Here is a 7949-nt window from a genome sequence, read left to right as displayed (position 1 = left end):
GAGGATAGGAAGCTGCCGCGCGAGACAAGAGTCAGACGGAAGTCTGGCTCTTTTTGTTTTCTATAGTAAAATAGGTGAGAGTGTAGAGATTAAGTACACTGGTAAAAGCACGAAGAAAGATATAAAGACATGGACAGAATTGACAGAGAAAATAATCTGATCAGAGTTAAGGCATTTGATGATCCCAGACTGAAGCTGTTTACGGACTACAATGAAGCCCAACTCTTTCACTACTATGAGCCAGAAGCTGGTATTTTCATCGCTGAGAGTCCCAAAGTAATCGAACGGGCAATTAGGGCTGGCTATGAGCCAATCGCCATGCTGGTGGAGGAAAAGGCCTTAGAACGTGATTTGGCAGACTTTGACCGGGAGCTGGCCGCTAACCACGATCACTTGCCTGATTTTCCGATCTTTATTGCCAAATCAGAGCTTTTGCGCCAGCTGCCAGGCTATAATCTGCTTCGCGGCGCCATCTGTGCTTTTAGAAGAAAAAAGCGGCCAAGTCTGGTTGAATTTGCCGCTGCTTTGCCCAAACATGCCAGAGTTGGGGTCTTAGAGAGCGTCGTTAATCCGACCAATGTCGGGGCCATTTTCCGCTCAGCCGCCGCTCTAGGCATGGATGGGGTCTTGATCACGACAGACTCTAGTGATCCTTTATACCGGAGAAGTGGCCGGGTCAGCATGGGGACGGTCTTTCAAGTACCTTGGACTTATCTGGATCAAACCCTTTGGCGGGAAAAGGGCGTGGCCAGCTTGCGGGAATTGGGCTTTAAGACCGCGGCTATGGCTTTAAGAGACAATACGGTTGATATCGACGATCCGGTCTTAAAAGAAGCAGATCGCCTGGCTGTAATTCTGGGTTCTGAAGGACCAGGCTTGTTGCCGCAAACGATCGCTGAGAGCGACTATACGATCAAGATTCCGATGGCTGAAGGGGTGGACTCTTTAAATGTTGCTGCTGCTAGTGCTTTAGCCTTTTGGGAAGTCAAAAAAGGACTGGATTAGCTTCCAGTCCTTTTTGTTTTTATTTTATTTTTCTTTTTTCCTTATTCACCACTGGCCCCGTAGTTGCTGAGAACCCGGGCACTTGGATCCATAACTCCTTCCAGGCTCTTCCAGCTTCTGTTTGGCATCCAGTAGTCCTTGATCCAGTCAGCCTTGCCAGGGTAGAATTCTTCAAAAATATCCCGGTAAAGAAGAGATTCCTTGGTAAATGGAGTCCGGTATGGGTACTTTTCGCCGGCTTTTGCCAGGTCTTCATCGCTGTACTTGCTTTCAGCGTATTCCTTAAGGTCATCTACCATGGAGTGGCCCACGGCGTCGCTGAAGGCTGCTTTTTCCCGCATAAGGATGTCGCGGGGCAGCCAGTCGCCTTCTTCAAAGGCCTTCCGGAGCAAGTACTTGCCCTTGTGGTAGTGGTTCATCTTGAGATCTGGGTCAACACTCATGACATAGTCGACGAATTCCCGGTCAGCGAAGGGTACTCTGCCTTCCAAGGAGTTGGCAGAAATGCAGCGGTCAGCCCGCAGCACGTCGTACATATAGAGCTCTCTAAGGCGCTTGGCTGCTTCTTTTTGGAATTCTTCCGGGCTTGGAGCGAAGTCAGTGTACTTGTAGCCAAAAAGCTCATCAGAGCATTCACCAGTCAAGATGACCTTCAAGTCAGTCGTTTCGTGGATCTTCTTGCAAAGAATGTACATACCGATTGAAGCCCGGATGGTGGTAATGTCCCAAGTTTCCAAAGTGTAGATGACTTCTCTTAAAACGCCCAGCACATCTTCTCTGGTCATAATGAATTCCGTGTGGTCAGTCCCCAGGTAGTCAGCCACTTCCCGGGCATATTTAAGGTCGATCGGGTTTTGGTCCATCCCAATGGCAAAAGTTCTGATCTTGGTGTCAGGCTGCAGGCGGGCAGCGATAGAGCAGACGAGGGAGGAGTCAAGCCCTCCTGAAAGGAGGTAGCCGACTGGGGCGTCTGAGGCCAGGCGCTGGTCAACTGATTCAACCAACAGGTCATGAATCTTGTGAGTCGCGGCCTCAAAATCATCAGTGCTCATCTTCGGCGTAAGGTCTGGCTCATGGTAGGCGACGATCTTTTCCCCATCATAGTAGTGGCCAGGCAGGAAGGGGTGAATCTCGCTGCAGAGGTCAAGCAGGTTCTTGCCAGTTGAAGCGAAAGCGATCTTGCCTTCTTTTTTGGTAATGCCATAAAACATGGGCCGGATGCCGATGATGTCTCTAGCCGCGTAAATTGTCTTTGAGAGGTGGTCATAAAGGACGAAGGCAAATTCCCCATCCAGCATTTTAACCATCGTCTCGATCCCGTATTTGCGGTAGAGGGGGATCAGAACCTCGCAGTCGCTGCTGGAAGTAAATTCGTAGTCAGTTTCCAGGTTCTTTTTCAGTTCCGGGTAGTTGTAGATTTCCCCGTTGCAGACCAGGGTGCAGTCCAGGGTTTCAAAAGGCTGCATCCCGCTTTCCGTCAAGTCCATGATGGCCAGGCGGTTGAAACCGAAAGTTATGTCTCTTTCATCAAAGACCCTGGTCATGTCCGGCCCCCGGTCTTGGCACTTGACCAGGGCTTCGTCGAAGGTTTTCAAGTCAAATTCTTTGGAGTCGATAGCTAAAAATCCGCACATGTTTGCTGCCTCTTTCTAAGCAAAAAATAATTTAAGCAAGTAAAAATTGCTGTTTAACGAAAAAAGGGTCGCCAAGCAAAGAAAAAGCCCTTCGCTCCCCAGTCAGGGACGAAAGGCTTTGTTCCGCGGTACCACCCAAATTGCTCTGTCAATAGAGCCAGCTTCTTGAGCACAGTTATGCTCATCCGGCGGTAACGGACCAGAACCGGCCAAGTCTACTGGGCAGAAGCCTTTCGGTTGGCAGCTGAAAAAGTGTTATTCAAGGAGGGCAGAGCCTGCTGAATTTCCACTGTCATCAGCTCACTGGAGGTTGCCCGCCTTTACTCGTCTTTTTATGGCTTGCTTTTTTAATTAAGATCTATTGTAAAACAAATGAGAGAAAAATCAAGTCTGAATTAAAATAATTTTAAAAAGATAAGTGAGAAAGGCCTTGCAAGAAAGATTTTGATTTTTTCTCCGAAAAGTGTTGACATTTTCCCTAAGCCCTGTAGAATATTAATTGTTGCGTCGCCGAGATGCAAAAGAAAATTCCGCCTTAGCTCAGTTGGTAGAGCGCTTGACTGTTAATCAGGATGTCGTCAGTTCGAGTCTGACAGGCGGAGTACCGGGAAGTGGCTCAGTTTGGTAGAGCACCTGGTTTGGGACCAGGGGGTCGCAGGTTCAAATCCTGTCTTCCCGATCAAGAGATATACGCGGAAGTAGTTCAGTGGTAGAACATCACCTTGCCATGGTGGGGGTCGCGGGTTCGAATCCCGTCTTCCGCTTAGCATCAAGCGATGCTTAATTGAATAATGCACCCATAGCGCAACTGGATAGAGTGTCTGACTACGAATCAGAAGGTTGTAGGTTCAAGTCCTACTGGGTGCATTGGAGGATTAGCTCAGCTGGGAGAGCATCTGCCTTACAAGCAGAGGGTCACAGGTTCGAGCCCTGTATCCTCCATATGGTCCATTGGAGCAGTGGTCTATCTCGCCTCCCTGTCACGGAGGAGATCGCGGGTTCAAATCCCGCATGGACCGTAATTAAAGCAGCGACTTAGGTCGTTGCTTTTTTCGTTTCTATTGCTTTTTAACAGATGCTGGGTTAAATTTAGTCTAAAACGTAAGCTTTCTATTTTGGGTGTATTTTAAAATGAACGATGATCTCAGCATGATTTACGATATTTTGAATGAAATAGCGCTGTACTTAAAAGATGATACCGATAATCCAGTATCTATGTCGTTGGTTTTGCACAATTACGGCATACATGATGGAGCTGCTAAAGGAAAAGCAATTCTTGCTACGGCTAAAGTTCTTAATTCTGCTGAAAATACTGCAGATTTGACGCTAATGGACTTCCAAAGAGCATTTAACGCGGAAGTCTCTGATAAATTCAGTACTGAGCCAGGTGAAGGACAGGATGTCCTATATATATTAAAGTGGTTGAGTCTTCATCAAATGCCTGATTTGTATCCAATAGTGATGAATCTGGCTGATTAGATAAAAAATATCGTTTTCTGCTTGACAGTGCTTACACATGAAGGTAAGATAAAAAATGTGAATTGAATAATGTTCTTCGGGGCAGGGTGAAATTCCCGACCGGCGGTAAAGTCCGCGACCCGCTATATGCGGCTGAATCCCAATTGAGGGTACCGATAGTTAAAGTCTAGATGGGAGACAGAACGATACAATTTTTGCCATGTCGTATCGCTTATTTGGCGATGCTACTATTTAATTTTGATATCGATCATTAGGCCTCGAGGATTTCCTCGGGGCTTTTTTCGTGCAATGAAAGGAGTGATTGGATGGCATCAGATGAAGATTACATGCGTCTGGCGATTGCCGTGGCCCGCAAGGCTGGCAATGCCACCTGGCGCAACCCAAGAGTCGGCAGCTGCCTGGTCAAGGACGGCAAAGTCCTGGCGACTGGCTTCCACCACCGTTACGGCGGCTTCCATGCTGAACGTGATACCATCTCCAAATTGACTCCGGAACAATTATCCAATTCCACTATTTACGTGACTTTAGAGCCTTGCTGCCACTATGGCAAGCAGCCGCCCTGCACCCAGCTGATTATTGATAGCGGGATCAAACGGGTGGTGGTCGGGGAGACCGATCCCCACTCTCTTGTTACGGGCAAGGGTATCGCTGCTTTAAAGCAGGCAGGTCTTGAAGTAAGCACTGGTCTTTTAGCAAAAGAAGCAAGTCAGCTGAATGACCACTACAACTACTTTTACCAAACAGGTCTGCCTTACGTGACTTTGAAGCAGGCCGTGACCCTGGACCACATGCTGGCTAAAAAGGGTGAGCGGACCGCGATTACTGGGGCTGAGGCCTGGACCCGGGTTCACCAGGAACGGGCTGGTTACCAGGCTGTCTTGATTGGGTCAGAAACGGCGATCATCGACGATCCTCTGCTTTTGACCAGCGAGGACCTGGTTCACCCGCCAGTCAGAGTTGTGCTGGACCGGCGGGGCCGGCTGCTTGATCACTTGGATTTGCGTTTATTTTCTGATAAACGAGCTGAGACCTGGATTTTGACGGAAAATCCGGCTTTCTTGGAGCAGGCTTTTCCAGAGCATGTCAGAATTTTTGCCCTGCCGGATGGAAAAATCTCGACCAGCATCAAAATTCTGGCTGACCAAGGTGTGCAGAGCATTTACGCTGAAGGCGGCGCTCAGCTGCAAGAGAGTCTGCTGGCTGCGGGCCTGGTCAATGACGTGATCAGCTATGTCGCTCCCCGCTTTTTGGGCCAGGGGACTGAAGCAGCTGTTCCGGCTGAAGCTCTGGACTTAAAGGATGTCCAAACTGAGCAAGTCGGCAACGATGTAAGAATCTACGGGAGGATCAAGGATGTTTAGTGGTTTGGTAAGCGGCAAGGCCCGGATTCAGCGCCTGGAGCAGGAAGGCAAGACGATCGTTTTAACGGTCAAGACGGTCCCGGAAAAGCTGGCTGGGGTAAAAATTGGCGACTCAATCGCCGTCAACGGCTGCTGCCTGACGGTGGAGGCTTTTTCAAAAGACAGCTTTACGGTAACCATGATGCCGCAGACTTTTGACAAGACGACTTTCAAAAATCTGCAGGCGGGCGACCAAGTGAACATGGAGCGCAGCGTCCCGGTAGGTGGCCGCTTTGAAGGGCATATCGTAAGCGGGCACGTTGATGAAACGGTTGCTGTAACAGGAATTCGGCAAAACGAGAATGCCTTAGAACTCCGCTTTTTCCTGCCGGACCGCTTGAAAAAGCAGATCGTCCCGCAAGGGTCAGTCGCGATTAACGGGACCAGCCTGACGGTGATGAACACTGGCGATGACTGGTTCTCAGTTGGCTTGATCCCCCACACTCAAGATGAAACAAATTTGGCCAGCCTACAAGTCGGAAGCCAGGTCAACCTGGAAACTGACGTGCTGGGCAAGTACGTGGAGGCCAATCTGGCAGCTTTTTTAAAAAATGAATTGGACAAGTAGAAAACACGAGGAAATAAAGATGGATGTCAAAAAGATTCAAGATGCAATTGCCTGGATGAAGAAGGGCGGCCTGGTAATCGTGGCCGATGATGAAGACCGGGAAGCCGAAGGGGACATGATCGGTTTGGGCAGCAAGGTTACTCCGGAAAAAATCAACTTCATGACCAAGCATGCCCGGGGCCTGCTCTGCACCAGCATTGGCCGGGAGATCGCGGAAAGACTGGAATTGCCACAGATGTGGCAGGACAACACGGACCCGTTTGGGACGGCTTTTACCGTCAGCGTTGACTACAAGACGACGACTACAGGGATCTCAGCTTACGACCGAGCGACCACGATCAAGGCTTTGGCTGACCCGGATTCTAAGCCGGAAGACTTCTTCAAGCCAGGCCACTGCTTCCCGCTGGTCGCTAAGGACGGGGGCGTTTTGGAGAGAAACGGGCACACGGAAGCTTCAGTCACCCTGGCCAGACTGGCTGGTGAAGCAGAAGTGGCCTACATCTGCGAAATCTTGAAAGAAGACGGGCACATGGCCCGCCGGCCGGAACTGAAAGAAATCGCCAAGGAATACGATCTGCCATACTTCACGATCGCCGACCTGCAGGAGTACTGCAGAAGTTTCGCGAGTAGCCGCTCAGAATTCGTAAACTTGCCAACTGACTACGGAAATTTTGAAATCAAGGATTACGGCAATGGCAACCTGGTGCTTAAGAAAGGCGATATTGCTAAAAATGAGCCGGTAATGCTGCGGATTCACTCAAAGTGCCTGACCGGGGACGTCTTCGGCTCCAAGCGCTGCGACTGCGGCCACCAGCTCCACCAGGCCATGCGGCGGATTGAAGAAAAAGGGACCGGGGTTATCCTCTACCTCAACCAAGAAGGACGGGGAATCGGCCTGACCAACAAGCTCCGGGCTTATGCCTTGCAGGACCAGGGGCATGATACTTATGACGCCAACCTGCTTTTGGGCTTTGCTCCAGATGAGCGAAAGTATGACGTGGCCGCCAGAATGATCAAGGATTTGGGGATCAAGCGGGTTAAGCTTTTGACGAACAATCCAGACAAGATCAAGCAATTGGAAGAGGCCGGGGTGGAAATTACAGACCGCCTGCCCCTGGAAGTGGCGGCGACGGATGAGGACCGCAGATATCTGGAAACCAAGCGGGACCGCTTCAAGCACATGTTAGTCAGTTTATAGTGAGGGAAAAAGATGGCAGTAATTCAAGGCGATTTTATGCAGGTACACGGCAAGGTAGCGATCGTGGTGTCCCGCTTCAACGAGCTGGTAACCAAGAGCCTGGCGACCGGCGCGGCAGAGACTTTGCTTAAGTTTGGGATCAAGAAAGAAGATATTGACACTTACTGGGTGCCGGGGGCTTTTGAAATTGGCTTCACGGCAAAAAAGCTGGTCGATTCCGGCAAGTATGACGGGATCATGACTTTGGGGGCGGTGATCAAGGGCGAAACCGACCACTACGCGATGATCATCAACAACGTAACCAGCGCGGTCATGGAGTTGAACCTGGCTGGCAAGGTGCCGGTAACTTTTGGCATGCTGACGACGGAGAATATCGACCAGGCCCTGCAAAGATCAGGCCTCAAGGTCGGCAACGAAGGGAGCGCGACTGCCCAGAGCCTGCTGGAAATGATGAGCCTGCAGGAAAAAATCGGCTAAACCCCAAAACTTGCAAGCGCTTAACTTTTGTGCTATTATCCTAAGTAGAGAAAGTACTTTCGAATATCGTAACGAACCTTAAAGAAAGGGCGTATGCGAATGACAGAAAAGATGGTTGATGAATGAGCCTCCTGAAAGGGCGTATTTGTCAGTTTGCTGTCAGCAAGCTCAAGGCTAAGGCAGCAGCC

7 protein-coding genes, 6 tRNA genes and 1 riboswitch are annotated in these 7949 nt (G+C 49.9%); of the genes, 12 read left to right on the top strand and 1 reads right to left on the bottom strand.

Annotation, left to right across the window (positions count from 1 at the left end):
- Positions 1-129: 129 nt before the first annotated feature.
- On the top strand, positions 130-1005 hold the full coding sequence (locus tag ACI32D_RS05310) for a TrmH family RNA methyltransferase (protein WP_439775572.1): 876 nt from the start codon (positions 130-132) through the stop codon (positions 1003-1005).
- Between the two features lie 41 nt (positions 1006-1046).
- On the opposite strand, the gene asnB is transcribed toward ACI32D_RS05310, so the two are convergent.
- Positions 1047-2639 (bottom strand): asparagine synthase B, encoded by a 1593-nt coding sequence (gene asnB, locus ACI32D_RS05305; protein WP_439775571.1) that lies wholly within the window; start codon positions 2637-2639, stop codon positions 1047-1049.
- A gap of 529 nt (positions 2640-3168) precedes the next feature.
- Between asnB and ACI32D_RS05300 the strand changes: the two genes are divergently transcribed.
- The 11 genes from ACI32D_RS05300 (at position 3169) to ribH (ending at position 7761) form a co-directional block, all read left to right on the top strand.
- Positions 3169-3241 (top strand) — tRNA-Asn (locus tag ACI32D_RS05300).
- Between the two features lie 3 nt (positions 3242-3244).
- Positions 3245-3318: transfer RNA gene (locus ACI32D_RS05295), tRNA-Pro, on the top strand.
- Between the two features lie 13 nt (positions 3319-3331).
- Positions 3332-3403, top strand: a tRNA-Gly gene (locus tag ACI32D_RS05290).
- Positions 3404-3432: 29 nt separating this feature from the next.
- Positions 3433-3506: transfer RNA gene (locus ACI32D_RS05285), tRNA-Arg, on the top strand.
- 2 nt (positions 3507-3508) lie between these two features.
- Positions 3509-3581, top strand: a tRNA-Val gene (locus ACI32D_RS05280).
- Between the two features lie 3 nt (positions 3582-3584).
- Positions 3585-3658, top strand: a tRNA-Asp gene (locus ACI32D_RS05275).
- A gap of 130 nt (positions 3659-3788) precedes the next feature.
- Entirely contained in the window at positions 3789-4118 is a 330-nt protein-coding gene (locus ACI32D_RS05270; protein ID WP_439775570.1) for a hypothetical protein, read from the top strand.
- Between the two features lie 68 nt (positions 4119-4186).
- Positions 4187-4305, top strand: a riboswitch (FMN riboswitch).
- Between the two features lie 118 nt (positions 4306-4423).
- Positions 4424-5479: a bifunctional diaminohydroxyphosphoribosylaminopyrimidine deaminase/5-amino-6-(5-phosphoribosylamino)uracil reductase RibD gene (gene ribD / locus ACI32D_RS05265; RefSeq protein ID WP_439775569.1), complete on the top strand. Its 1056-nt coding sequence runs from the start codon at positions 4424-4426 to the stop codon at positions 5477-5479.
- Positions 5472-6086 (top strand): riboflavin synthase, encoded by a 615-nt coding sequence (locus tag ACI32D_RS05260; protein ID WP_439775568.1) that lies wholly within the window; start codon positions 5472-5474, stop codon positions 6084-6086. The genes ribD and ACI32D_RS05260 overlap by 8 nt, the downstream gene beginning before the upstream one ends.
- Before the next feature lie 19 nt (positions 6087-6105).
- Complete coding sequence (gene ribB / locus ACI32D_RS05255; protein ID WP_439775567.1) at positions 6106-7284, top strand: 3,4-dihydroxy-2-butanone-4-phosphate synthase; 1179 nt, start codon at positions 6106-6108, stop codon at positions 7282-7284.
- A 12-nt stretch (positions 7285-7296) separates the two neighbouring features.
- Positions 7297-7761 carry a 6,7-dimethyl-8-ribityllumazine synthase gene (ribH, locus tag ACI32D_RS05250; protein ID WP_439775566.1) on the top strand — a complete coding sequence of 155 codons (465 nt, stop codon included), beginning with the start codon at positions 7297-7299 and terminating at the stop codon, positions 7759-7761.
- Positions 7762-7949 lie beyond the last annotated feature (188 nt).

Origin of the sequence: Lactobacillus sp., assembly GCF_051873315.1 — a bacterium.
GTDB lineage: Bacteria > Bacillota > Bacilli > Lactobacillales > Lactobacillaceae > Lactobacillus.
This window is presented reverse-complemented; position numbering and strand designations above follow the sequence as displayed.

What these genes read in the sequence shown, in the direction of transcription:
- ACI32D_RS05310 (WP_439775572.1), top strand. Translation starts at nt 130, where the DNA reads ATGGACAGAATTGACAGAGAAAATAATCTGATCAGAGTTAAGGCATTT.
- asnB (WP_439775571.1), bottom strand. Translation starts at nt 2,639, where the DNA reads ATGTGCGGATTTTTAGCTATCGACTCCAAAGAATTTGACTTGAAAACC.
- ACI32D_RS05270 (WP_439775570.1), top strand. Translation starts at nt 3,789, where the DNA reads ATGATTTACGATATTTTGAATGAAATAGCGCTGTACTTAAAAGATGAT.
- ribD (WP_439775569.1), top strand. Translation starts at nt 4,424, where the DNA reads ATGGCATCAGATGAAGATTACATGCGTCTGGCGATTGCCGTGGCCCGC.
- ACI32D_RS05260 (WP_439775568.1), top strand. Translation starts at nt 5,472, where the DNA reads ATGTTTAGTGGTTTGGTAAGCGGCAAGGCCCGGATTCAGCGCCTGGAG.
- ribB (WP_439775567.1), top strand. Translation starts at nt 6,106, where the DNA reads ATGGATGTCAAAAAGATTCAAGATGCAATTGCCTGGATGAAGAAGGGC.
- ribH (WP_439775566.1), top strand. Translation starts at nt 7,297, where the DNA reads ATGGCAGTAATTCAAGGCGATTTTATGCAGGTACACGGCAAGGTAGCG.